At 53.8% G+C, this 24,555-nt stretch carries 22 protein-coding genes and 3 tRNA genes; 2 read left to right on the top strand and 23 right to left on the bottom strand.

The genetic code is table 11. The features are described 5' to 3' along the window. Positions 1–62: 62 nt before the first annotated feature. Positions 63–560: a methylated-DNA--[protein]-cysteine S-methyltransferase gene (locus tag NR302_RS05985; protein WP_154153333.1), complete on the bottom strand. Its 498-nt coding sequence runs from the start codon at positions 558–560 to the stop codon at positions 63–65. Positions 561–718: 158 nt separating this feature from the next. Between NR302_RS05985 and NR302_RS05980 the strand changes: the two genes are divergently transcribed. Beyond that, entirely contained in the window at positions 719–2,185 is a 1,467-nt protein-coding gene (locus tag NR302_RS05980; protein ID WP_258145162.1) for an AlkA N-terminal domain-containing protein, read from the top strand. Positions 2,186–2,636: 451 nt separating this feature from the next. Here NR302_RS05980 and NR302_RS05975 read toward each other — a convergent pair. The 22 genes from NR302_RS05975 to sdhC form a co-directional block, all read right to left on the bottom strand. Next, positions 2,637–2,712 (bottom strand) — tRNA-Lys (locus NR302_RS05975). A gap of 27 nt (positions 2,713–2,739) precedes the next feature. Beyond that, a tRNA-Lys gene (locus tag NR302_RS05970) sits at positions 2,740–2,815 on the bottom strand. A gap of 53 nt (positions 2,816–2,868) precedes the next feature. Further along, a tRNA-Lys gene (locus NR302_RS05965) sits at positions 2,869–2,944 on the bottom strand. Positions 2,945–3,110: 166 nt separating this feature from the next. Then, positions 3,111–3,917, bottom strand: a complete 807-nt coding sequence (cpoB, locus tag NR302_RS05960; RefSeq protein WP_258144777.1) for a cell division protein CpoB — start codon at positions 3,915–3,917, stop codon at positions 3,111–3,113. Positions 3,918–3,926: 9 nt separating this feature from the next. Beyond that, positions 3,927–4,442: a peptidoglycan-associated lipoprotein Pal gene (gene pal, locus NR302_RS05955; protein WP_008107396.1), complete on the bottom strand. Its 516-nt coding sequence runs from the start codon at positions 4,440–4,442 to the stop codon at positions 3,927–3,929. A gap of 64 nt (positions 4,443–4,506) precedes the next feature. Next, complete coding sequence (tolB, locus tag NR302_RS05950; RefSeq protein WP_008107394.1) at positions 4,507–5,802, bottom strand: Tol-Pal system beta propeller repeat protein TolB; 1,296 nt, start codon at positions 5,800–5,802, stop codon at positions 4,507–4,509. A 116-nt stretch (positions 5,803–5,918) separates the two neighbouring features. Further along, positions 5,919–7,196 (bottom strand): cell envelope integrity protein TolA, encoded by a 1,278-nt coding sequence (gene tolA, locus NR302_RS05945; protein ID WP_258144776.1) that lies wholly within the window; start codon positions 7,194–7,196, stop codon positions 5,919–5,921. Positions 7,197–7,221: 25 nt separating this feature from the next. Beyond that, a complete protein-coding gene (gene tolR, locus NR302_RS05940; RefSeq protein ID WP_008107389.1) occupies positions 7,222–7,650 on the bottom strand; it encodes a colicin uptake protein TolR in 429 nt (142 codons plus the stop codon). A 13-nt stretch (positions 7,651–7,663) separates the two neighbouring features. Further along, a complete protein-coding gene (gene tolQ, locus NR302_RS05935; protein ID WP_256695940.1) occupies positions 7,664–8,350 on the bottom strand; it encodes a Tol-Pal system protein TolQ in 687 nt (228 codons plus the stop codon). After that, positions 8,347–8,751, bottom strand: coding sequence for a tol-pal system-associated acyl-CoA thioesterase (gene ybgC, locus NR302_RS05930; protein WP_008107385.1), 405 nt, complete (start codon positions 8,749–8,751; stop codon positions 8,347–8,349). The genes tolQ and ybgC overlap by 4 nt, the downstream gene beginning before the upstream one ends. Before the next feature lie 198 nt (positions 8,752–8,949). Then, positions 8,950–9,243: a cyd operon protein YbgE gene (ybgE, locus tag NR302_RS05925; protein ID WP_258144775.1), complete on the bottom strand. Its 294-nt coding sequence runs from the start codon at positions 9,241–9,243 to the stop codon at positions 8,950–8,952. Next, positions 9,243–9,356 (bottom strand): cytochrome bd-I oxidase subunit CydX, encoded by a 114-nt coding sequence (gene cydX, locus NR302_RS05920; protein WP_007890642.1) that lies wholly within the window; start codon positions 9,354–9,356, stop codon positions 9,243–9,245. Before cydX ends, ybgE begins: the two co-directional genes overlap by 1 nt. A 15-nt stretch (positions 9,357–9,371) precedes the next feature. Then, positions 9,372–10,511, bottom strand: a complete 1,140-nt coding sequence (gene cydB / locus NR302_RS05915; RefSeq protein WP_258144774.1) for a cytochrome d ubiquinol oxidase subunit II — start codon at positions 10,509–10,511, stop codon at positions 9,372–9,374. A gap of 11 nt (positions 10,512–10,522) precedes the next feature. Further along, the gene (gene cydA / locus NR302_RS05910; RefSeq protein WP_154153344.1) at positions 10,523–12,094 is read right to left on the bottom strand and encodes a cytochrome ubiquinol oxidase subunit I; all 1,572 of its coding nucleotides are present in this window, start codon (positions 12,092–12,094) and stop codon (positions 10,523–10,525) included. A gap of 661 nt (positions 12,095–12,755) precedes the next feature. Next, positions 12,756–13,631 carry a succinate--CoA ligase subunit alpha gene (gene sucD, locus NR302_RS05905; RefSeq protein WP_008107375.1) on the bottom strand — a complete coding sequence of 292 codons (876 nt, stop codon included), beginning with the start codon at positions 13,629–13,631 and terminating at the stop codon, positions 12,756–12,758. Further along, positions 13,631–14,797: an ADP-forming succinate--CoA ligase subunit beta gene (gene sucC / locus NR302_RS05900; protein ID WP_007890646.1), complete on the bottom strand. Its 1,167-nt coding sequence runs from the start codon at positions 14,795–14,797 to the stop codon at positions 13,631–13,633. Before sucC ends, sucD begins: the two co-directional genes overlap by 1 nt. Before the next feature lie 60 nt (positions 14,798–14,857). Next, the gene (odhB, locus tag NR302_RS05895; protein WP_008107373.1) at positions 14,858–16,081 is read right to left on the bottom strand and encodes a 2-oxoglutarate dehydrogenase complex dihydrolipoyllysine-residue succinyltransferase; all 1,224 of its coding nucleotides are present in this window, start codon (positions 16,079–16,081) and stop codon (positions 14,858–14,860) included. A gap of 15 nt (positions 16,082–16,096) precedes the next feature. Further along, positions 16,097–18,904, bottom strand: a complete 2,808-nt coding sequence (gene sucA, locus NR302_RS05890; protein ID WP_008107371.1) for a 2-oxoglutarate dehydrogenase E1 component — start codon at positions 18,902–18,904, stop codon at positions 16,097–16,099. Positions 18,905–19,109: 205 nt separating this feature from the next. After that, entirely contained in the window at positions 19,110–19,826 is a 717-nt protein-coding gene (locus NR302_RS05885; RefSeq protein WP_008107369.1) for a succinate dehydrogenase iron-sulfur subunit, read from the bottom strand. Between the two features lie 14 nt (positions 19,827–19,840). Continuing rightward, the gene (gene sdhA, locus NR302_RS05880; RefSeq protein WP_036649196.1) at positions 19,841–21,607 is read right to left on the bottom strand and encodes a succinate dehydrogenase flavoprotein subunit; all 1,767 of its coding nucleotides are present in this window, start codon (positions 21,605–21,607) and stop codon (positions 19,841–19,843) included. Beyond that, positions 21,608–21,955 (bottom strand): succinate dehydrogenase membrane anchor subunit, encoded by a 348-nt coding sequence (sdhD, locus tag NR302_RS05875; protein ID WP_008107364.1) that lies wholly within the window; start codon positions 21,953–21,955, stop codon positions 21,608–21,610. Beyond that, the gene (sdhC, locus tag NR302_RS05870; protein WP_154153347.1) at positions 21,949–22,380 is read right to left on the bottom strand and encodes a succinate dehydrogenase cytochrome b556 subunit; all 432 of its coding nucleotides are present in this window, start codon (positions 22,378–22,380) and stop codon (positions 21,949–21,951) included. The genes sdhD and sdhC overlap by 7 nt, the downstream gene beginning before the upstream one ends. A 595-nt stretch (positions 22,381–22,975) precedes the next feature. Between sdhC and NR302_RS05865 the strand changes: the two genes are divergently transcribed. Further along, positions 22,976–24,259, top strand: coding sequence for a citrate synthase (locus tag NR302_RS05865; RefSeq protein ID WP_008107361.1), 1,284 nt, complete (start codon positions 22,976–22,978; stop codon positions 24,257–24,259). The last annotated feature ends 296 nt before the right edge of the window (positions 24,260–24,555 follow it).

Raw genomic sequence — 24,555 nt, 5'->3', positions numbered from 1 at the left:
TGTTTTATATGCTAAACACGATAGCGGAATTACGCGAGAGTGTCGTCTCTTTTTTGCGCGCTCTAAAGCAACAATGTGCTCTTTTGAGGGCTTTCCAGCTCCAGCAGGAAAGCTTTAACGCTGAGCCCGCCCGCAAAACCGGTTAGTTTGCCGTTGCTGCCAATTACGCGATGGCACGGCGCCATAATCGACAGCGGGTTTTTACCGTTGGCTGCGCCCACGGCGCGCACAGCTTTGGGATTGCCGATCTGCTCGGCAATTTGCAGGTAGCTGCGCGTTTCACCAAATGGGATGGTGAGGAGTGCTTGCCACACTTTTTTCTGGAATTCGGTGCCGACGGTGTCGTACGGCATATCAAACTGCTGACGCTCACCGGCGAAATATTCGCGCAGCTGGCGTTCAGCCTCACACAGAATCGGATGCTGATCGTTACGGCTAATCGGCTTCAACGGCACGCGCTGCGCGCCTTCGTTTTCCCACAGAATCGCCGACAATCCCTTATCGGTGGCAACAAGCGTGAGCTCGCCAACGGGCGTTGCGATGATTTTGGCATGATACATGGTGCACCTCCGGCTTAATCTCTGCTGGCGATTATCGCATTTCCGCCGCAGGAAACTGGCTGTTTTCGGTCATCAGCATAAACTGGTTAGCTGTCCGAAAGCAGCGAGTTTTCCTGTTCAGCTTGCGCGACCATGCCGTTTATTTGCCGGAGACGATGATGTTTGATGCTGAAATTGCTTACCAGGCGCTGACGTCGCGCGATAGCCGCTTCGACGGGCTGTTTTTTGTTGGCGTGACATCCACCGGCATCTATTGCCGCCCCATTTGTCCAGTAAAAGCGCCGATGCAGAAGAACTGCCTGTTTTTTAGCAGTGCAGAAGCCGCCGAGAAAGCGCACTTCCGCCCCTGTTTACGCTGCCGCCCGGAACTGGCACCCGGCTCTGCGCCGGTGGATAGCCATCACCGCATTGCCGATCGTTTAATTCGCCGCATCGAAGAGGGCATGCTGGAAGAGCAGGAGACGCTGGCAGACATCGCTAGTGAGTTTGACTTGAGTGAACGTCAATTACGTCGCGTGGTGCAGCAGGAACTCGGCGTATCGCCTTTAGAGCTGCGTCAGACACGTCGTATGCTGCTCGCTAAGCAACTTCTGACGGAAACCTCACTACCGGTAACAGAAATTGCTTACGCCAGCGGCTTCCGCAGTCTGAGGCGTTTTAACGATGTGTTCCAGTCGCGCTATCGCATGACGCCTTCCCGCCTGCGTAAACAGAATCAACCCGACGCCGTGAAGACCGCGCAGGAGAGCGCCGAACTGCGCCTGAGTTATCGGCCGCCTTACGATTGGGATGCGATGCTCGATTTCCTGCAGCAGCGCGTGATGAAGGAGGTGGAATGGGTAAACGAGGGCATTTATCACCGCACCGTGGCGCTGGGCAATTGTCGCGGCTGGGTGCGCGTGAGCCATGTTGCGGATAAACAGTCGCTAAAGGTGCAATTCACAACGTCGTTGACGCCGGTGCTGCCCGCTTTGCTGCGTCGTCTGCGCGACCTGTTCGACCTGGATGCACAGCCACAGCGCATAGCAGAGCATCTAAGCCACGATCCGCTTTTAGCCGAGAGCTTGTCGCGCTTTCCCGGTCTACGCGTTCCTGGTGCGTTTGACGGCTTTGAGTTGGGTGTGCGCGCGATACTCGGCCAGCAAGTTACTGTGAAAGCGGCAACCACGTTAAGTAGCCGAATGGCACAGCGCTTTGGTGAGCCGCTGGTAACGCCATGGCCAGAACTTTCGCGTTTGCCGCCGAATGCGGAGTCGCTGGCGGCGGCGAGCATCGATGATATAGCAAGTCTGGGGATTGTCAGTGCGCGTTCACATGCCATTCAGGCACTGGCGCAGGCGTGTGCATCTGGCGCATTGCGCTTTAACGGTGCGGTGAATCCGGACGTGGTTCAGCAGCAGTTACTGGCGCTAAAAGGGATTGGGCCGTGGACGGCAAGTTATATCGCGATGCGCGCACTGCGTTGGCCTGATGCGTTTCCCAAAGAGGATATTGCGATTCGTAATAACCTTGGCGGCGTGAGTGCCAAAGTGGCGGAGCAGTTATCGCAGGTTTGGCGACCTTGGCGCAGCTATGCGGTGCTGCATATTTGGAAAAGTCTGACGCCGGTTAAGGTAAAAAAGTAGATTGGGCTTAAAAGCTTGCCAACCAGCCGAAAGAACCGGGCGGTTCCGTAAAGTCGCCGTGGATACATCCCTGTAGGCTCTGCCGGCGCATCCATGCGCCGGAAGCTTTACTCCACCGCCCGGTCCTTCCGTCTTCGTTAAGCATGGGTGCGATTATTTAAAGCAACATCGAAGCTTAAGGGCCAGAAAAGGCGGGAGCGGAAGGAGCGAAGCGTCCGAGCCATGGACAAAAACGCCGGGAGCGTTTTTGCACAACGCGAAGCGTTGCCCGCTTGCGGGCGAGCCTCATGGATGAGGCGAGTACTTGCGAGGCCGATCTACAGGGATGTGAGGTTTCTTCGCGATCCGCCCCGCCTTATCTGGCCGGTGCACCATCTCAAAGCAAATCCACCTAACATTTAAAAAAGCCTAAAAAGCAAAAAGGCGCCTTTAGGGCGCCTTTCTACATAACTGGTGGGTCGTGCAGGATTCGAACCTGCGACCAATTGATTAAAAGTCAACTGCTCTACCAACTGAGCTAACGACCCGCTGTGGGGCTTACAACCTTTACTTGATGGTGGGTCGTGCAGGATTCGAACCTGCGACCAATTGATTAAAAGTCAACTGCTCTACCAACTGAGCTAACGACCCATCAAGGTTGTGAAGCTTACTGAAGAAATCATCTCACTTACAACGGGTTGAGATGGTGGGTCGTGCAGGATTCGAACCTGCGACCAATTGATTAAAAGTCAACTGCTCTACCAACTGAGCTAACGACCCATCTTCAGTGCTGCCGATACTTGTTAAGATATGTCCCGGCAACGGCGGCATATATTACTGATTTAGCGGGAGGGCGCAACCCTTATTTTCCACTAAATGTCTCAATTGCTTACCTTTCATGCTGTAAGACCAGAAATCACACGAAATCCGGTCTTTTAAGCACAAATTACAACCCGGCAAGACGTTTTTGCGCCTGCTTAGCAGAATCACTATTTGGGAATTGTTTGATCACTTGCTGGAAGACAGCCTTGGCTTTCGCCGTGTCGTTCTTCTCTTGCATGATCACGCCAACCTTAAACAGCGCTTCCGGGGCTTTTGGCGATTTCGCGTAATTTTTTACCACAGTGGCAAAATAATAGGCCGAATCGTCTTTTTTACCCTTGTTGTAATACAGCTGACCCAGCCAGTAATTGGCATTCGGCTGATAGGTAGAATCAGGATATTTCTTCACCCAAGCCTGCAGGGCAGTAATCGCCTGATCGTACTGCTTCTTCTCCAGAATCAGCGCAACGGCAGCATTGTAATCCGTGTTGGCATCGCCGGTTTGTGCTGGCGCGGCCGCACTGGCGTTATCGCTGCTACCGCTTTCAGCCGCTGCGGCACCCGCAGCGCCCGCAGCAGCGGCATCCGCACCACCGCCGGCCTGCGCACCGTTACTGCCGGAGCTGAGGCTGTCGATTTGCTGATAAAGCTGTTTCTGGCGCTCGATCACCTGATTAAGCTGATAGCTGTTTTGCTGGATTTGCCCGCGCAGCGAATCGATATCGCTTTGGTTGTCGCTCATCTGCTGCTGCAATTGCTGCAGAAGCTGAGCCTGGGCATTTGAGATACGTTCAAGAGTGGTGACGCGGTCTTCGACCGAGCCTGAGCCAACGCTACTGATTGACGCCTGGGCATTAGCAGCCCCCAAAGGGGCCGCTAAACCAACCAGTAACGACAGACTCAACAGATGAAGTCTGAAGTTACTCATCATGATATTTTCTTAGTAAACCAGTACGGCACGACGGTTTTTAGCGTAAGCCGCTTCGTCATGACCCAGTACAGCTGGTTTTTCTTTACCGTAAGAAACGATAGACATCTGGTCAGCAGAAACACCTTTGCCTTGCAGATACATCTTAACGGCGCTTGCACGACGTTCGCCCAGGGCGATGTTGTATTCTGGAGTACCGCGCTCATCCGCATGACCTTCGATGGTCACTTTGTAAGACGGGTTGCCACGCAGGAATGCAGCGTGCTGATCCAGCATCTGAGCGTAGTCAGAAGCCACGTCATACTTGTCCAGACCGAAGTAAACGATGTTGTTCTGCTGCAGCTGCTGCATCTGCAGGCGCGCTTGCTCGTCAGAAGACATGTTACCGTTCTGACCAGCACCGTAAGCACCGTCGTTAGCGCCCATACCAGTCTGATCGTTGTTGTTGTTTTTGTGTGAGCTACATGCAGCTACTGCGATAACCGGCAGAGCCAGCATCAAACCCTTCAGCACTTTGTTCAGTTGCATTTCTTTATCCTATTATTTTGTTTGCCATACATTTTAATCCCCCGCCGTGCAGGGGATCTATGCATCACAGATACGGCGACCAGGCAGGGAATTTGACCTGTCCATCAGTTGCCGGAAGACGCGCTTTGAAACGCCCGTCGGTTGAAACCAACTGCAACACGGAACCCATCCCCTGAGTAGAGCTATAGATTACCATTGTGCCGTTTGGCGCCAGACTCGGCGTTTCATCCAGGAACGTGTCCGTTATTGTTTGAACGGCTCCCGTTACCAGATCCTGTTTGGCGACATGCTGAGCGCCACCGGCGCTGCTGATCATCACCATAGTTTTGCCGTCGGTTGACACATCCGCATCCTGGTTTTGCGCACCTTCCCAGGTAATACGTTGTGGCGCACCGCCGTTGATACCAACTTTATAAATCTGAGGCGCACCGGCCTGATCCGAGGTGTAAGCCAGCGTCTGGCTGTCCGGGAACCAGGTTGGTTCAGTGCTGTTGTAGCGACCATCCGTCACCTGACGCGTCTGACCAGAAGCCAGATCCATCACGTACAGGTTCAGGCTACCGGTTTTCGACAACGCGAAGGCCAGTTTAGAACCATCTGGTGAGAAGGCTGGCGCACCGTTGTGTCGTGGATAAGAAGCCACCTGACGGATTGCACCGTTAGACAGCGTCTGCACAACCAGCGCAGATTTGCCGCTTTCGAAGGTCACGTAAGCCACTTTGCTGCCATCTGGCGACCAGGCCGGAGACATCAAGGGCTGCGGTGAACGGTGAACCACAAACTGGTTGTAGCCATCGTAATCAGATACGCGCAGCTCATACGGGAACTGACCGCCGTTGGTCTGCACCACATAGGCAATGCGGGTACGGAATGCGCCTTTAATGCCGGTCAGCTTCTCGAACACTTCGTCACTGGCGGTGTGCGCTGCATAACGCAGCCACTGCTTAGTCACTTTATAAGAGTTCTGTGCCAGCACGGTGCCTGGTGCGCCGCCGGTATCCACCAACTGATAGGCAATTTGATAGCTGCCGTCAGCGTTTGGCGTTACCTGGCCGACCACGACCGCATCAATACCCAATGCGCTCCATGCGGCAGGTTGAACTTCCTGCGCGCTGGCTGGCTGTTGTGGCAGACGAGAACGATCGAGCGGATTGAATTTTCCGCTGTTGCGTAAGTCAGCAGAAACGATCCCGCCGATGTCTTCTGGTGCCGCGCCTGGGCCAGCCCATTGGAACGGAACCACACCAATAGGGCGTGCGGTGTTAACGCCCTGTGTAATTTCAATACGGACTTCTGCATGAAGCATTGCTGCCCACAGCAGTACAAAAAAACCTAAGGTTACACGAAGTGCCTGCTTCATTTTTTCTCCCTTACCTGAACCAGAGGTTCATGATAATTCGCACAGTTCCTGAAAAACACGAGTACTTATAGAGTACGGCGAGCTAACCATAGTTCAACCTGCCGTACGTTACTGCATTATTCTGGTTTGAAACGCATAGGTGCGTTTTTAAACACTTCATACACCGCCTGCGAAGGCGGCTTTGGAATACGCGCCTGCTTCGCGGCAGCGATTGCTGCCTGACACAAGGCTGGATCGCCACCTTCCGATTTAACATCAATCAGTAAACCATCCGGTGCCAGCTTGATGCGCAGGTTGCACTCTTTACCTTTATACAAATCAGCATCGTAGAAACGGCTCTGAATCGCGCCGACCACTTGCCCCAGATAATTATTGATATCTGCGCCTGACGCGCCAGCCTTCTTCTGATTACCCTGCCCTGCAGCGCCACCCGATGCGGTGCCGCTTTTCGGTGCATTCTTACCAGAAGACAAACCACCTAACAGGTCATCAACCGCATTTTCATTCTTCGCAGCTTCAGCGGCGGCTTTTTTGGCATCTGCAGCAGCTTTGGCTTTTGCATCCGCTTTGGCTTTCGCAGCCGCATCGGCCTTGGCTTTCGCCTCGGCTGCAGCCTTCTCTTTCGCTTCAGTTGCAGCTTTTTCTTTTGCCTCAGCAGCCGCTTGCTCTTTAGCCTCTTTCGCTTCCTGAGCCGCTTTCGCCTTCGCATCGGCAGCAGCCTGAGCTTTGGCTTCAGCATCCGCTTTGGCTTTTGATTCTGCGGCCGCTTTTGCCTGCTGCGCCGCTTTCTCTTTGGCCGCTTCAGCAGCGGCAGCTTTGGCTTCCGCGTCCGCTTTCTTCTTCGCGTCAGCTGCGGCTTGCTTAGCTTCTTCTACCGCTTTGGCTTTGGCGTCAGCGGCTGCTTTTGCTTGCGCATCGGCTTCCGCTTTGGCATCCGCCTTGGCTTTCGCTGCAGCGGCTTCGGCAGTTTTCTGCTGTTCCTGCGCCTGCTTAGCGGCGGCTTCAGCGGCTTTCTGCTGCTCGGCCTGCTGCTTCGCCTGCTCTTTGGCTTCCTGCTGGGCCTGCAAGCGCTCTTTTTCCATCTCTTTCAGGCGCTGCTGCTCAGCAGCTTGTTTCTGCTGTAACTCTTCGGCCTGCTGCTGCGACTGTTTCTGACGCTGCTGCTCGGCGCGCTGACTGTCTCGGTGCTGATTCTGCTGGCGGTTATACTGCTCAACCACGGCGCCTGAATCGACCATCACTGCGTCAATATCACTGCCACCGCCACCGCCGCTGGATTCGATTTTTTCGTTAAACGAGCTCCAAATCAGTAAGGCGATCAGCACGATGTGCAGAATCACCGAAACGATTATTGCGCGTTTTAACTTGTCGTTCTGCTCGGTTGCCTTCGACACACTCGGTTCCCAAAAACGGTTCGCTTTAAATCGGCTGCGTCATCAAACCGACAGATTTCACGCCTGCCTGATGTAACAGGTTCAGCGCCTTGATGATTTCGTCGTAAGGGACGTCTTTCGCACCGCCGATCAGGAAGACCGTTTTCGGATTGGCTTCAATCCGGCGCTGCGCTTCGCTCACCACCTGCTCCGGCGGCAACTGCGTCATACGATCGTGATCCACCACCAGGCTGTACTGGCCAACACCAGACACTTCAACAATCACCGGTGGATTATCATCAGTTGAGACGGTTTTTGAATCTGTCGCATCCGGCAGATCCACTTCCACGCTCTGGGTAATAATCGGCGCGGTTGCCATAAAGATGAGCAGCAACACCAACAGCACGTCCAGCAGTGGAACAATGTTGATTTCCGACTTAAGGTCGCGTTTACCGCGACCACGGGTTCTGGCCATCGTAAACCTCGACTTACTTCGTGTTTTCGGTGGAGAAAGCCTGACGATGCAGGATAGCCGTGAACTCTTCCATGAAGTTGTCGTAGCCCTGTTCCAGCTTGTTAACGCGCTGGTTCAGACGGTTGTACGCCATAACGGCAGGAATGGCCGCGAACAGACCGATTGCGGTAGCGATCAACGCTTCGGCAATACCCGGTGCAACCATCTGCAGCGTGGCCTGTTTTACCGCACCGAGGGCGATAAAGGCGTGCATGATCCCCCACACCGTACCGAACAGACCGATATACGGGCTGATTGAGCCAACGGTGCCAAGGAAAGGAATGTGAGTTTCCAGCGTTTCCAGTTCACGATTGAAGGAGATACGCATCGCACGGCTCGCGCCCTCTACCACGGCTTCTGGCGCATGGTTGTTAGCACGGTGCAAGCGCGCAAACTCTTTGAAACCCGAATAGAAGATTTGCTCAGATCCGCTCAATTCATCGCGGCGTCCCTGGCTTTCCTGATACAGACGAGACAACTCGATACCCGACCAGAACTTATCTTCAAACGCTTCGGCTTCGCGCCCCGCCGCATTCAAAATGCGCGTACGCTGAATAATGATCGCCCATGAGGCAATAGAAAAGCCGATCAAAATCAACATGATAAGTTTGACCAGAAGGCTCGCCTTCAGGAACAAATCAAGAACATTCATGTCAGTCACTGCTTGAACTCCGCGACAATAGACTTGGGAAGCGCAATTGGCTTCATTAGATGTGGGTTGATGCAGGCAATCAGGACTTCTGCTTCATTTAGCACTTTGCCTTCTGCATTCACGATACGCTGCGAGAACGTCATCGTTGCACGCGTCATTGAGGTCACTTCTGTTTGAATTTCCAAAAGATCGTCCAGACGTGCAGCCGCAACAAAATCGATCGTCATGCGTCGTACCACAAAAGCCACCTGCTCTTCCAACAGGACCTGCTGATTGAAATGGTGCTGGCGCAACATTTCGGTACGTGCTCGTTCATAGAAAGCAAGATAACTGGCGTGGTAAACCACACCACCGGCATCAGTGTCTTCGTAATAGACACGAACCGGCCAGCGAAACAGCGTAGTACTCACTCTACATCCCGGTCTCATTTTAAACGTTGCTACTATACGCAAGTGAGATCGGCTTGGGAATGGTCCGCCAGAGCCAAGCGAAAATAATTATCACAGGTTAACAACTGGAAGGATTTATAGGATGTTTCTTGACCGGGCGCTGACAAAACCTCACGCCAGCGCCTGAAAATGCAGCGTTTTTAAGTCCTGAACCTGGACTTAATGGTAGAACCAGGAAATTCCTGCCAACAAAATCAACAGAGCGGGCAGAGGTGAGAATAGAGCCTGCCAACGCGTTTGTTGTGGACTGAATCCGGTGCCGTGAATCACGCCGGTACACACAGCCCAAATCAGCAGCAATCCGTGCCATATCGCTAAATCACTGGTACGCGCAGCAAAGCGCGAAGGTTGCCAAATAACGCAGCCCGCCAGCCACAGTGCAAGAATTAACGAAAGGGCCCGAAGTGGGCCCTTGTCCATCAGACGATACAGCGTCCGAATCATTGTGCGCATCAGACTTGCTCGTCCTTCGCGCTGCTCTCTTCAACATGCTCCAGCGCCAGCGCCGTAATCACACCGAACGCACAGGCCAGCAAGGTGCCAAGAATCCAGGCAAAATACCACATGCTCAATCTCCTTAATCAGTACAGGGAGTGCGTATTGCTCTCAATGTGTTCTTTGGTGATACGGCCAAACATCTTGTAATAACACCAGGCGGTGTACGCCAGGATAATCGGTACAAAGATGATGGCGGCAATGGTCATCACTTTCAGCGTCAGCAGGCTAGAGGTGGCATCCCACATCGTCAGGCTGATGCCTGGCACGGTGCTGGATGGCATGATGAACGGGAACATCGCAATCCCGGCCGTCATGATTACACACGCTAAGGTCAGTGAAGAAAAGATGAATGCCCAGGCACCTTTTTCCATGCGCGAGCACAGAACGGTAAGCAGCGGCAGCACTACGCCCAACAGCGGGAACAGCCACAATACTGGCATCTGCTCGAAGTTCACCATCCATGCGCCCGCTTCACGCACCACATCTTTACCCAACGGGTTGGATGCGGCGTGATGATCGATAACGCTCTTCAGCACATAACCATCAATGCCGTATTTCACCCACACACCGGCAAGGATGAAGCACACCATCATCACCAGCGCCGAGATTTGCGCGGTGCTGCGGCTGCGGACGTGCAACTCACCGGCAGTACGCATCTGCAGATAGGTTGCGCCCTGCGTCAGAATCATTGCCACACTCACTACGCCCGCCAGCAGGCCAAACGGATTCAGCAGCTGGAAGAAGTTGCCGGTATAGAACAGGCGCAAATATTCGTCAGCATGGAACGGCACGCCTTGCAGCAGATTGCCGAACGCCACGCCAATCACCAACGGCGGGACAAAGCTGCCGATGAAAATGCCCCAATCCCACATGCCACGCCAGCGCATATCTTCAATCTTCGAACGGTAATCAAAACCAACAGGACGGAAGAACAGTGAAGCCAGCACCAGAATCATTGCCACATAGAAGCCGGAGAACGCAGCGGCATACACCATTGGCCATGCGGCGAACAGCGCGCCACCGGCGGTGATCAGCCAAACCTGGTTGCCGTCCCAGTGTGGCGCAATGCTGTTAATCATGATGCGACGTTCAGTATCGGTGCGACCCAAAATGCGGGTCAGCATACCGACGCCCATATCAAAGCCATCGGTGACCGCAAAACCAATCAGCAACACGCCAATCAGCAGCCACCAGACAAAGCGCAATACTTCGTAATCAAACATGGTCGCTCTCCTTATCCACGCGCCGGCTGAGATGATGTTTTCAGCGTTTCATGATGATAGCGGCCGGTTTTCAGGCTGCTTGGACCGAGGCGCGCGAACTTGAACATCAGGTACATTTCCGCCACGAGGAACAAGGTGTAGAGACCGCAAATCAGCGTCATTGAGAACAGCAGATCGCCGACGGTCAATGAGGAGTTAGCGACTGCGGTTGGCAGCACCTCACCAATTGCCCACGGCTGGCGACCATACTCAGCAACGAACCAACCCGCTTCAATCGCAATCCATGGCAATGGAATGCCGTACAACGCGGCTTTCAGTAACCAGCGCGACTTGCCGATACGGTTACGAATCACGCTCCAGAAGGAGAGCGCAATGATGCCCAGCATCAACACACCGCCCAGCACCATGATACGGAAGGCGAAGTACAGCGGTGCAACACGTGGGATTGAGTCTTTCGTCGCTTTCTGGATCTGCTCTTCGCTGGCGTTAGCCACATCCGGCGTATAGCGCTTCAGCAGCAGGCCATAACCCAGATCCTTTTTGCTGGCTTCAAACTGGCTGCGCACAGCAGGATCTTTGCTACCACCGCGCAGTTCGTTCAGCAGCGCGTACGCTTTCATGCCGTTACGAATACGCACTTCATGCTGCGCCAGCAGATCTTTCAAACCGGTGACTGGCGTATCGACTGAACGCGTAGCGATCAAGCCGAGCAGGTACGGAATCTGAATCGCATATTTGTTTTCCTGGGTTTCCTGGTCCGGAATGCCAAACAGCGTAAACGCAGCTGGAGCCGGTTGGGTTTCCCATTCCGCTTCAATCGCCGCCAGCTTGGTTTTCTGCACGTCGCCGATTTCATAACCAGATTCGTCACCCAGCACGATCACCGACAAAATCGCCGCCATACCGAAGCTGGCTGCGATAGCAAAGGAGCGTTTAGCGAAAGCAATATCGCGCCCTTTTAGCAGATACCATGCGCTGATACCAAGGATGAACATCGCACCTGTGGTGTAGCCAGCGGCCACGGTATGCACAAACTTCACCTGCGCAACCGGGTTTAGCACCAGCTCGGAGAAGCTCAGCATCTCCATACGCATGGTTTCAAAATTGAACTCGGAAGCAATCGGGTTTTGCATCCAGCCGTTCGCCACCAGAATCCACAGCGCGGACATATTCGAACCGAGCGCCACCAGCCAGGTCACCGCAAGGTGTTGCACCTTGCCGAGGCGATCCCAGCCGAAGAAGAACAGGCCAACAAAAGTGGATTCGAGGAAGAACGCCATTAAGCCTTCAATGGCGAGCGGCGCACCGAAGATATCGCCGACATAGTGTGAGTAATATGACCAGTTGGTACCGAACTGGAATTCCATGGTCAGGCCGGTAGCCACGCCGAGCGCAAAGTTGATACCAAACAACTTGCCCCAGAACTTGGTCATATCTTTATAAATTTGTTTACCCGTCAGGACATATACGGTTTCCATGATCGCCAATAAAAACGCCATACCCAGCGTTAATGGCACGAACAGGAAATGGTACATCGCCGTCAGGGCAAACTGTAAACGCGACAGCTCGACAATATCTAACATGATGACTCCTTGCTCCTCGCATGAACTTCCCCTGCGGATGACAACGGCAAACAACAGACATTGACGCGCAGAATAAGATTCAGGAACGACTGATTATTGATTCCAGTTTTGTTACTGATAGTACAGAGAAAGCTGTTGCCCGAAGAAGGCGAGTAACAGTGATAAAATTCCCTTAAAAACCGATCTTTTCAGTCAATTTTAAGCAGGAGTGGAATGAGGAGGCGGCAGAATTGATATAACAACGCCTGGCACAAACTCCTGAAAAATTATGACGAAGACTGAATTGATGCAGCGCAATTTATACCGGTTAGTTGCTGTTTTGCTAGCGGTAAAGTTTCCTATAACTCGCTATTTATTGATCTGGATTAAGACAATAAATTTCCAGATATGTAGTGTTAAAGTGGTTGTTAATTAGATGTCACAACATCATCATATAATTAAGAATATAATTACCTTTTCCGCAATTATTTAACCTCGATCTGGAAAGTCGTGTGCCAATTGTTTGACGAAGATCCAGCGTCTTTTCCCTTCTTTACCCTGATGACAGAGTAAGCATAGCCGCTGTTTTTGAAACCGTTACGCTTTTTGCCCCTGTTTTCGGCGGGTTATTACCAAAAAAAAACCACCCGAAGGTGGCTTTTTAATGTCAGTCAACACTGGCTTATTTAATTGGCAGAACCGCTTTAACCGCGTCACCAATGTCTGCCAGGCTGCGTACGGTTTTCACACCGGCCGCTTCCAGCGCAGCAAATTTCTCATCAGCAGTACCTTTGCCACCGGCAATGATGGCGCCTGCGTGGCCCATACGTTTGCCTTTCGGTGCAGTCACACCCGCGATGTAGCCGACAACCGGCTTGGTCACGTGTGCTTTGATGTAGGCTGCTGCTTCTTCTTCCGCGCTACCACCGATCTCACCGATCATCACGATCACTTCGGTCTGTGGATCTTCCTGGAACAGTTTCAGGATGTCGATGAAGTTAGAACCTGGGATCGGGTCGCCACCGATACCTACGCAGGTTGACTGGCCGTAGCCGATGTCAGTGGTCTGCTTAACGGCTTCATAAGTCAGCGTACCTGAACGCGATACGATACCGACGCGGCCTGGCTGGTGAATGTGGCCCGGCATGATACCGATCTTACATTCGCCAGGCGTGATCACGCCTGGGCAGTTCGGGCCGATCATGCGTACGCCAGCTTCATCCAGCTTCACTTTCACGGTCAGCATATCCAGCGTTGGGATACCTTCGGTGATGGTGATGATCAGTTTGATGCCCGCATCGATCGCTTCCAGAATACCGTCTTTGCAGAACGGCGCTGGAACGTAGATAACGGTGGCGGTTGCGCCGGTCGCTTCTACTGCTTCACGCACGGTGTTGAACACCGGCAGTCCGAGATGCGTGGTGCCACCTTTGCCTGGCGTTACACCGCCAACCAGCTGCGTACCATAGGCCAGCGCCTGCTCAGAGTGGAACGTCCCTTGACCACCGGTGAAACCCTGGCAAATGACTTTGGTGTTTTTGTCGATCAAAATGGACATTATTTACCCTCCGCTGCAGCTACAACACGCTGTGCAGCGTCTGTCAGGCTGGTTGCTGCAATGATGTTCAGACCGCTGTCCGCCAGTTTCTTAGCGCCCAGCTCGGCGTTGTTACCTTCCAGACGTACCACAACTGGCACGTTCACACCCACTTCTGCCACTGCACCGATGATGCCGTCTGCGATCAGGTCGCAACGCACGATGCCGCCGAAGATGTTAACGAACACGGCTTTTACCGCATCGTCAGACAGGATGATTTTGAAGGCTTCGGTCACGCGCTCTTTGGTTGCGCCGCCGCCAACGTCCAGGAAGTTTGCTGGCTCACCACCGTGGTGTTTCACGATGTCCATGGTGCCCATCGCCAGACCAGCGCCGTTCACCATACAGCCGATGTTGCCATCCAGCGCAACGTAGTTCAGTTCCCACTGCGTTGCATGTGCTTCACGTGGATCTTCCTGGCTCGGATCGCGCATTTCACGCAGTTCCGGCTGACGGAACAGTGCGTTACCGTCTGCACCCAGTTTGCCATCGAGGCAGATCAGGTCGCCCTGCTTGGTGATCACCAGTGGGTTGATTTCAACCATCGCCAGATCGCGCTCGAGGAACATGGTCGCCAGACCCATGAAGATTTTGGTGAACTGGCTAACTTGCTTACCGGTCAGGCCGAGTTTGAACGCCAATTCGCGGCCCTGATACGGCTGTGGACCCGCTAATGGATCCAGCGCCATTTTGTGGATCAAGTGTGGCGTTTCTTCTGCCACTTTCTCAATCTCAACACCGCCTTCAGTCGAGGCCATGAAGATCACGCGACGAGTCGCACGGTCAACAACCGCACCCAGATACAACTCCTGATCGATATCAGTCGCGGCTTCAACCAGAATCTGGTTTACCGGCTGACCGTGCGCATCAGTTTGATAGGTCACCAGACGTTTGCCCAGCCAATGCTCAGCAAAAGCACGAATGTCTTCTTTGCTGTTAACCACTTTCACGCCACCCGCTTTACCGCGGCCACCGGCATGAACCTGACATTTCACTACCCACGGACCTGCGCCGATTTTAGACGCGGCTTCTTCAGCTTCACGTGGCGTGGTGCAGGCATAGCCTGTCGGTGCTGGCATGCCATAGCGTGCAAACAGCTGCTTCGCCTGGTATTCATGTAAATTCATGATGTTCTATCCATTCAGGTATGAGTTTGGGCGCGCCTTCACACCGCGCGCCCGGCGAAATTAGACGTCCAGCAGCAGGCGAGCTGGATCTTCCAGCATCTCTTTCACCGCGACCAGATAGCCAACGGATTCACGACCATCAATCAAACGGTGATCGTAAGAGAGCGCCAGATACATCATTGGCAGAATCACTACCTGACCATTGACCGCCATTGGGCGATCTTTGATGGCGTGCATGCCCAGAATCGCGCTCTGCGGTGGGTTGATGATTGGCGTAGACATCAGCGAACCAAACACACCACCGTTGGTGATGGTGAAGTTACCGCCGGTCAACTCTTCAACCGTCAACTTGCCGTCACGGCCTTTCACCGCCAGCTCTTTAATTTTCTTCTCAATGTCGGCCATGCTCAGCGCATCAACATCTTTCAGCACTGGCGTTACCAGACCACGCGGAGTAGAAACCGCAATGCTCACATCGAAATAGTTGTGGTAAACCACATCTTCGCCATCAATGGACGCGTTCACTTCCGGGAAGCGTTTCAGCGCTTCAACCACCGCTTTGATGTAGAAGGACATGAAGCCCAGACGCACGCCGTGACGCTTCTCGAACGCATCGCCGTACTGCTTGCGCAGGTCCATGATTGGCTTCATGTTGATTTCGTTGAACGTGGTCAACATCGCGGTGCTGTTTTTCGCTTCCAGCAGACGCTCGGCAACACGCTTACGCAGACGCGTCATCGGTACGCGTTTTTCGCTGCGGTTAGCCACAGCGGCCTGCGGTGCAGCAGCAGCGGCTGGCGCTGGTGCGGCTTTGCCACCGTCGGCTTTCTTCGCCAGATGTTTTTCCACATCTTCACGCGTCAGACGGCCGCCAACGCCGGTGCCTTTGATCTGGCTGGCATCGAGGTTGTTTTCAGCAATCAGACGGCGAACCGCTGGGCTGAGCGCGTCGTTGCTCTCTTCTTCCAGAGAAGCGGTTTGACGCTGTGCTGGTGTAGACTCTTTACTTTCCGCTTTTGCCGCAGTCTCTTTCCCGCCGCTGTTGCCCTCTTTCAGACGGCCCAGAATCTGACGAGAAGTGACGGTAGCGCCTTCATCTTCCAGCACGGCTTCCAGAATGCCGTCCGCTGAAGCAGGCACTTCCAGCACCACTTTGTCAGTTTCAATCTCTACCAGTACTTCATCGCGGCTCACGGAGTCGCCGGGTTTTTTGTGCCAGGTTGCAACCGTTGCGTCCGCTACGGATTCAGGCAAATCGGGAACGAGAATTTCTACGCTACTCATTTTCTTTCCTTTTTATTAACCAAGGTTCAGCGCGTCATTAACCAGGTCTTGCTGCTGTTTTTGATGTACGGACATGTAGCCCACGGCCGGTGAAGCAGAAGCCGGACGGCCTGCATAACGCAGTGACGCACCAAATGGAACCACTTCGCGGAAATGATGCTGACTGCAATACCATGCGCCCTGATTCAGCGGCTCTTCCTGACACCACACGAAATCCTGCACATGAGCATAGTTTTTCAATACGTCCTGCACGACTTTGTGCGGGAACGGATAGAGTTGTTCGATACGCACGATAGCCACGTCGGTCTGCTCGTTTTTACGACGCTGCTCCAGCAGATCGTAATAAACCTTGCCCGAACACAGCACCACGCGTTTAACCTGCTGCGGATCGAGATCGTCGATCTCACCAATCGCCGGCTGGAAGCTACCCGTCGCCAACTCTTCCAGGCTGGAAATCGCCAGCGGATGACGCAGCAGTGATTTTGGTGACATGACGATCAGCGGACGGCGCATACCGCGCAGCGCCTGACGACGCAGCATGTGGTAAACCTGCGCTGGCGTTGAAGGCACGCACACCTGCATATTCTGTTCAGCACAGAGTTGCAGATAACGCTCCAGACGCGCTGAGGAGTGCTCAGGGCCCTGACCTTCATAACCGTGCGGCAGCAACATTACCAGGCCACACATACGGCCCCATTTCTGCTCGCCGGAGCTGATGAACTGGTCGATCACCACCTGCGCACCGTTGGCGAAGTCGCCGAACTGCGCTTCCCAAATGGTCAGCACGCGCGGTTCTGCGGTAGCGTAACCGTATTCGAAGGCCAGCACCGCTTCTTCAGACAGCACGGAATCCCACACTTTGAACTGACCCTGACCGTTATGGACATGGTGCAGCGGCGTGTAGGTTGAGCCGTTGGTCTGGTTGTGGATCACCGCATGACGGTGGAAGAAGGTACCGCGACCGGTATCTTCACCGGAAAGACGTACCGGAATCCCTTCGTCAACCAGCGTGGCGTAAGCGAGGTTTTCAGCACCGCCCCAGTCGAACGCTTTGTTGCCTTCGGCCATCTCTTTGCGATCGTTGTAGATCTTGGCCACGCGAGACTGCACTTCTACCGATTCCGGTACGCTGCTGATGCGGCGCGCCAGTTCCTGCAGGCGTTTCAGTTCCACGGTTGCCGGGTAGCTTTCGTCCCACTCGTGGTTCAGATATGGCGACCAGGTGAACGAATGCAGGCTCATCGGACGCCATTCCGGCACCACGCATTCGCCTTCATCCAGCGCGTCGCGGTACAGGTTAACCATCTCGGTGGCATCTTCGGTGGTCGCAACACCTTCGCTTTCCAGCTGATCGGCGTAGATTTTACGCGGCGTTGGATGCTTTTTGATTTTCTGGTACATCAACGGCTGAGTTGCACTTGGCTCGTCGGCTTCGTTGTGGCCGTGACGGCGGTAGCACACCAGATCGATAAACACATCACGTTTAAAGGTGTTGCGATAATCCAGCGCCAGGCGAGTCACAAACGCCACCGCTTCTGGATCGTCCGCGTTAACGTGGAAAATCGGTGCCAGCACCATCTTGCCGATATCAGTACAGTACGGCGTAGAACGCGCATCTTTCGGGTTGGAGGTGGTGAAACCAACCTGGTTGTTAATTACGATGCGAACGGTACCGCCCACTTCGTAACCACGCGCCTGCGACATGTTCAGGGTTTCCTGCACCACGCCCTGACCGATAACGGCAGCATCACCGTGAATGGTGATTGGCAGAACTTTGTTGCTGCTTGGCTCAGCCAAGCGATCCAGACGCGCGCGCACCGAACCCATCACTACCGGGCTCACGATTTCCAGATGCGACGGGTTGAACGCCAGCGCCAGATGCACCAAGCCGCCTTCGGTTTCCACGTCAGACGAGAAGCCCATGTGGTACTTCACGTCGCCGGTGCCGAGATGTTCTTTGTGCTTGCCGGAGAACTCGTCAAACAGATCCTGCGGCTTCTTACCTAAGACGTTGATCAGTACGTTGAGACGACCACGGTGCGCCATACCCAGCACCACTTCGCGCGTACCGCTCTTGCCGGCGTGACGAATCATCTCGCGCAGCATTGGCACCAGCGCATCACCGCCTTCCAGCGAGAAGCGCTTCGCACCCGGGAATTTCGCGCCCAGGTATTTTTCCAGGCCTTCTGCCGCGGTCAGCTCTTTCAGGAAACCTTTTTTCTCGTCGCTGCTAAAAGACGCGTGGCCCACCACCGATTCCAGACGCTGCTGAATCCAGCGCTTCTCGTCGGTGTTGTTGATGTGCATGTACTCTGCACCAATCGAGCCACAATAAGTCTGCTGCAGCGCCGCAAACAGATCGGCCAGCTTCATAGTCTCTTTGCCGATAGCAAAAGAACCTACGTTAAAGCTTTCCTGAAAATCGGCGTCGGTCAGATCGTGATAAGCCGGATCGAGGTCGGCTACCGTGTCCTGTTTCCACAGGCCAAGCGGATCGAGGTTTGCATGCTGATGGCCGCGGAAGCGGAACGCATTAATCAGCTGCAGCACTTTAACCTGTTTGGAGTTGGTTGCCGGATCGGTCACGGTTGATGTGTAACGCGTGGCGTCTTTAGCCAGGCGGCGGAAGTAATCACGCGTGGTGGAGTGAAATTGCTCAGGTTTCACGCCAGTGCCCGGCAGCTGTTGGAACAGCTCGCGCCACATGTCATCAACTGAGTCAGGATCGGTCAGGAAATCCTCATAGAGTTGCTCTATGTAAGATTGGTTCGCGCCGGCCAGCCAGGAGGAGTCCAGCCAGGGTTTCATCGCGCTGTTCTGCATTGTGATCCCTTAAGCATTAATCTGCTTTTTATGAGGTTTCATTTTTTACCGCTTACGCGGCTTGCCGTAGTGAGTTCAGCGATACGAACCTGTGCGCTACCGGCGCCTGGCTCGTAAGGGAACCTTTATAAGCGTGGTCAGCACCGCGCTTATAGAGGCTTCCGTAAACATCCGGGAACCTGGGTTCCCGGAGAGTGACTTTCTGTTACGCCCCGCGTTGCAGTAGCATCGACTTAATATGGCCGATGGCGCGCGTTGGGTTTAGGCCTTTCGGGCACACGCTCACACAGTTCATGATGCTGTGACAGCGGAAAACACTGAAAGCATCGTTTAGATTGTCGAGACGCGCATTGGTTTCCGTGTCGCGGCTGTCGATCAGGAAACGGTAAGCGGCCAGCAGGCCAGCCGGACCAACAAACTTGTCCGGATTCCACCAGAACGACGGACACGACGTTGAGCAGCAGGCGCAGAGAATACACTCGTACAAACCGTCCAGATGCTCACGCTCAGCAGGGCTCTGTAAATGCTCGCGTGCCGGTGGATTTTCCCCATTATTCAACAGGAAAGGCTTAATCTTCTCATACTGTGCATAGAATTGTCCCATGTCTACCACGAGGTCGCGGATCACCGGCAAACCAGGCAGTGGACGGATAACAATTTTCTTCGTGCCGTTACCCAGCGCAGAGATTGGCGTGATGCATGCCAGACCGTTTTTACCGTTCATGTTCAAACCATCTGAACCGCACACGCCTTCACGGCATGAGCGACGGAAAGCCAGCGTTGGGTCTTTCTCTTTCAGACGAATCAGCGCATCCAACAGCATCATGTCGCGACCATCTTCCGACTCCAGCGTGTATTCCTGCATACGCGGTTTGTCGTCGACTTCCGGGTTGTAACGATAGATAGAAAATTCGAGTCTCATGATGATCTCCGCAATTAGTAGGTACGCGCTTTCGGCGGGAAGGCCGCACGCAGTTTCGGTTGCATGTTCACCTCACGGCGCGTCATGCTTTCCGTCTGCGGAACATAGAGACTGTGGCACAGCCAGTTTTCATCATCGCGATCCGGGAAGTCGAAGCGGCTATGCGCGCCACGACTTTCGGTACGGAAGTTGGCGGCGACAGCAGTGGCGTAAGCGGTTTCCATCAGGTTATCCAGCTCGAGGCACTCGATACGCTGGGTGTTGAAGTCCGGCGAACGGTCATCCAGACGCGCCGATTTCAAACGCTCACGAATCACTTTCAGCTCTTCCAGACCTTCACGCATCGCATCACCATCGCGGAATACCGAGAAGTTGTTCTGCATGCAGCGCTGCAGCGCTTTACGGATTTCGACAGGATCTTCACCGGTGGTGTTATTTTCCCAACGGTTGAAGCGCGCCATCGCTTCATCAAGATTTTCCTGCGTGGCTTCACGCAGTTCGCCCTGCTCTTCAATACACTCCAGCAGATGCACACCGGCTGCGCGGCCGAACACCACCAGATCGAGCAGCGAGTTGCCGCCGAGGCGGTTAGCGCCGTGTACCGATACGCAGGCGATTTCGCCGACAGCGAACAGACCCGGAATCACCTCATCCTGGCCCTGCTCATTCACGCGCAGCGCCTGGCCGGTCACTTTGGTCGGCACGCCGCCCATCATGTAGTGGCAGGTTGGGATCACCGGAATCGGTTCTTTGATTGGGTCAACGTGTGCAAAGGTACGCGACAGCTCAAGGATGCCAGGCAGACGCGATTCCAGTACATCGGCACCGAGATGGTCGAGCTTCAGTTTAATGTGCGGACCCCAAGGGCCATCGCAACCGCGACCTTCACGGATTTCCACCATCATTGAACGTGCAACCACATCACGACCCGCCAGATCTTTGGCGTTCGGCGCATAACGTTCCATGAAGCGTTCACCGTGTTTATTCAGCAGGTAACCACCTTCACCACGGCAACCTTCAGTAACCAGCACGCCCGCACCGGCAATACCGGTTGGGTGGAACTGCCACATTTCCATATCCTGCACCGGCACGCCTGCGCGCAGCGCCATACCAACGCCATCACCGGTGTTGATGTGGGCGTTAGTGGTGGACTGGTAAATACGGCCCGCGCCGCCGGTCGCCAGAATGGTGGCCTTGGCTTTGAAATAGACGGTTTCGCCGGTTTCCATGCAGATAGCCGTACAGCCGACAATCGCACCGTCTTCGTTTTTCACCAGATCCAGCGCATACCATTCGGAGAAGATGGTGGTTTTGTTCTTCAGGTTCTGCTGATACAGCGTATGCAGCAAGGCGTGGCCGGTACGGTCGGCCGCAGCAGCGGTACGCGCCGCCTGCTCACCGCCGAAATTCTTCGACTGACCACCAAACGGACGCTGATAGACGCGGCCGTCATCAAGACGGGAGAAAGGCAATCCCATATGTTCCAGTTCCAGAATCGCTTCTGGACCGACATGACACATATATTCGATCGCGTCCTGGTCGCCGATAAAGTCGGAACCTTTGACGGTATCGTACATGTGCCATTCCCAGTTATCGTCATGGGTGTTACCCAGCGCGACGGTAATACCGCCCTGCGCCGATACAGTATGGGAACGGGTTGGGAAAACTTTGGATAACAGGGCACAAGTCTGGCCCGATTGGGAGATTTGCAAGGCGGCGCGCATACCTGCGCCACCTGCGCCGATCACCACGGCATCAAATTCTCTGACTGGCAAACTCATTTACACACCCCACACCACAACAAATCCATAAATTGCGTACGACAGCAGCGCAACCACAATCACAAACTGCAGGAGCAAACGGGTTGCTACTGGTTTCACGTAGTCAGTCAGCACTTGCCACATTCCAATCCAGCCGTGGATGAGAATCGAGAACAGCGTCAACATAGTGAACACTTTAGTGAAGGCGGATGAGAAGAAGCCATGCCAGACGTCATACGTCAGCGTGCCTGTCATCACGACAAAACCGAGGATGTAGATGATGTAAAGCGTCATTAAGATTGCAGCAGCACGCAGTAACAGCCAGTCATGGATACCGTTGCGTCCTAATGCAGAAGCATTGCTTACCATACGAGGACTCCAGCCAAAATTGAGAGCACGACAGTGATAACAAAAGCCGCTTGCGCGGAACGGGTTCCCACCTGCAGGGTTTCTTCCATAAAGCCAAAATCAGCCAACATATGACGAATACCGCCCACGACGTGATACGCCAGCGCAGTTAAAATGCCCCACATGATGAATTTGGCAAAGAAGCTATCCATGATGGATGCCGCTTGCTGGAAGCCTTCAGGAGAAGAGAGGGAGAGACCCAGTAACCAGAGCAGAATTCCGAGAGCGACAAAGGTGATCACGCCGGAGACGCGGTGGAGAATGGACGATATTGCAGTAACGGGAAACCGGATCGTCGAGAGATCCAAGTTAACAGGTCTTTGTTTTTTCACGGTTTTGCCCACACAGCTCTTTTTTATTTTGCTTCCTCCGGTCCTGAGTTGCATCAGAGACACAGCGTGTGTTCAGACTGCAACCGCCACCAAAATAGCAACATCCAGTGTTAAATAAAGCGGGTAAAACGCTGGGTGGCTCCTGGTGTCAGGGTGTTCCGGAGACCTGGCCGCAGTATAGGAGGATCACATTCTGATTACAATTCCCCTACAATCTCTTTGGTCACATTTAGGCTGAACAGTGATCACCTTCACGAATTTCACAATTTATACATTTTTAATTATCTGATTTGACAAAGAATCAACATTTCAGTTACAAACAATCGCATTAAAGCCCTATGATGCACAAAAGTTATGGGGATACACTTTCCCCTAAGCTCAAGTTATGTAACATTGCCAATACAAGTTATATAAAGCATCAGGTTATTGGTTACCAAGAAGTTATGTCGTGACAGGAACTTTAACATCCTCGATGTGCAGCATGTCATGCCCCGATGCCACCGAATGGCCCAAATTCAGCGTTTACTCTGTAACCTTGCCTAACCAACGTTACCGTAGAGTGATGCTGGGAAGATTGTGGTTTTATGCAACATGGAGGCTATTCTGGTGTCTAAGATCCTTACCTTAAAGGCGCTATGGAGACGAAATAATGACAGATAAAAAAGTGACGCTAACCCTACAAGATAATACGTCTGTTGAACTGGACGTGATGCAAGGCACGCTGGGACAAGATGTTGTTGATGTCCGCGCCCTTGGCTCTCAAGGCCTGTTCACCTTCGATCCCGGCTTCACCTCTACGGCGTCCTGCGAATCTAAAATCACCTTTATTGATGGTGACGAAGGTATTCTGTTACACCGTGGTTTCCCGATTGATCAGCTGGCAACCCACTCAAACTATCTCGAAGTGTGTTACATCCTGCTTAATGGCGAAGCCCCGACCCAAGCCCAGTTTGAAGAGTTCCGCACCACTGTTACCCGCCACACCATGATCCACGAGCAAATCACCCGACTGTTCCACGGCTTCCGCCGCGATTCGCATCCAATGGCGGTGATGTGTGGTGTGACCGGTGCGCTGGCGGCGTTTTATCACGACTCTTTAGACGTCAACATTGAACGTCACCGTGAAATCGCTGCGTTCCGCCTGCTGTCGAAAATGCCGACCATGGCGGCGATGTGCTACAAGTATTCGATTGGCCAGCCGTTTGTGTATCCGCGTAACGACCTCTCTTATGCCGGTAACTTCCTGCACATGATGTTCGCCACGCCGTGCGAAGAGTACAAAGTGAATCCAGTACTGGAACGCGCGATGGACCGTATTCTGATTCTCCATGCCGACCATGAGCAGAATGCTTCAACCTCTACCGTGCGTACCGCAGGATCTTCAGGCGCGAACCCGTTTGCCTGTATCGCCGCCGGTATCGCTTCACTGTGGGGACCGGCGCACGGCGGTGCCAACGAAGCGACACTGCGCATGCTGGAAGAGATCAGCACCGTTGATCACATCCCTGAGTTTGTTAAACGTGCGAAAGATAAGAACGATTCGTTCCGTCTGATGGGCTTCGGCCACCGCGTGTATAAAAACTACGATCCACGTGCCACCGTGATGCGCGACACCTGTCACGAAGTGCTGAACGAACTGGGCATGAAAGATGATCTGCTGGAAGTGGCGATGGAGCTGGAACACATCGCGCTGAACGACCCGTACTTCATCGAGCGTAAACTCTATCCAAACGTCGATTTCTATTCAGGCATCATTCTGAAAGCGATGGGCATCCCGTCTTCCATGTTTACCGTTATCTTCGCGATGGCGCGTACCGTGGGCTGGATTGCACACTGGAAAGAGATGCACGACGAAGGCATGAAAATAGCCCGTCCGCGTCAGCTGTATACCGGTTATACCGAGCGTCCATTCACCTCGGCGCTGGATAAATAAGAGAAAGGCGGCCATCTGGCCTAATGCTGGTCAGTTAAGCCAACGACAAGTGCGCCGGCCGGAGACACTTTTGGTCCGGCTGTCCTCGCGCCGCTAGCGCGGTACCTTCACATCGCTCGTCTGCCTGACGGACCGGCGGAGACGGGACCTCCTTGTCCCGGCTCCGCCTTTCGCCCGCGTCCTGCGGGCTCTCCTGGCTTCCTCGCTTCGTTCAGCGCTGCGGATTGCCTGACCAAAAGTGTCCCCGGCCTGCTCATAAGCTTCAGTGTGTGTTATTGAAAAGGGCATATTTGCCA

It is taken from the genome of Pantoea sp. SOD02, from assembly GCF_024707505.1.
Taxonomy (GTDB): domain Bacteria; phylum Pseudomonadota; class Gammaproteobacteria; order Enterobacterales; family Enterobacteriaceae; genus Pantoea; species Pantoea symbiotica.
Note: the sequence above shows the minus strand (reverse complement) of the source record. Positions and strands in the feature narration are given on the sequence as shown.